The following is a 269-nucleotide window of genomic DNA, read 5'->3' as shown; positions in this document are numbered from 1 at the left end:
CCAAAAGGATTGGCCAATCGCAATACCGCGTAATCCAGGCCGTGTTGCTGATGAAACAAAGCGAGGTATTTTTCGATTGCGAGTTTGGCTATCCCGTACGAACACACGGGATTCGTCGGGTGCGTTTCGGGGACGGGCACCGCTTGCGGCACGCCATAGACGGTCCCGCCGGAGGACACGAAAATCACTTTGGTCACGCCCGACTTGACCGCCTGCGTGAGCAGACGAACGGTGCCGAGCAGGTTGGTTTCAACATCGAACGCAGGGTC

At 57.6% G+C, this 269-nt stretch carries 1 protein-coding gene; it reads right to left on the bottom strand.

Features of this window, described 5'->3' with window-relative positions:
* Positions 1 to 269: NAD-dependent epimerase/dehydratase family protein (locus SB822_RS57525; protein WP_410859165.1), on the bottom strand; the 269-nt coding region annotated here is incomplete at both ends.

It is taken from the genome of Paraburkholderia sp. SIMBA_054 (assembly GCF_046534875.1).
In the GTDB taxonomy this organism is placed as follows: Bacteria; Pseudomonadota; Gammaproteobacteria; order Burkholderiales; family Burkholderiaceae; genus Paraburkholderia; species Paraburkholderia hospita.
Note: the sequence above shows the minus strand (reverse complement) of the source record. Positions and strands in the feature narration are given on the sequence as shown.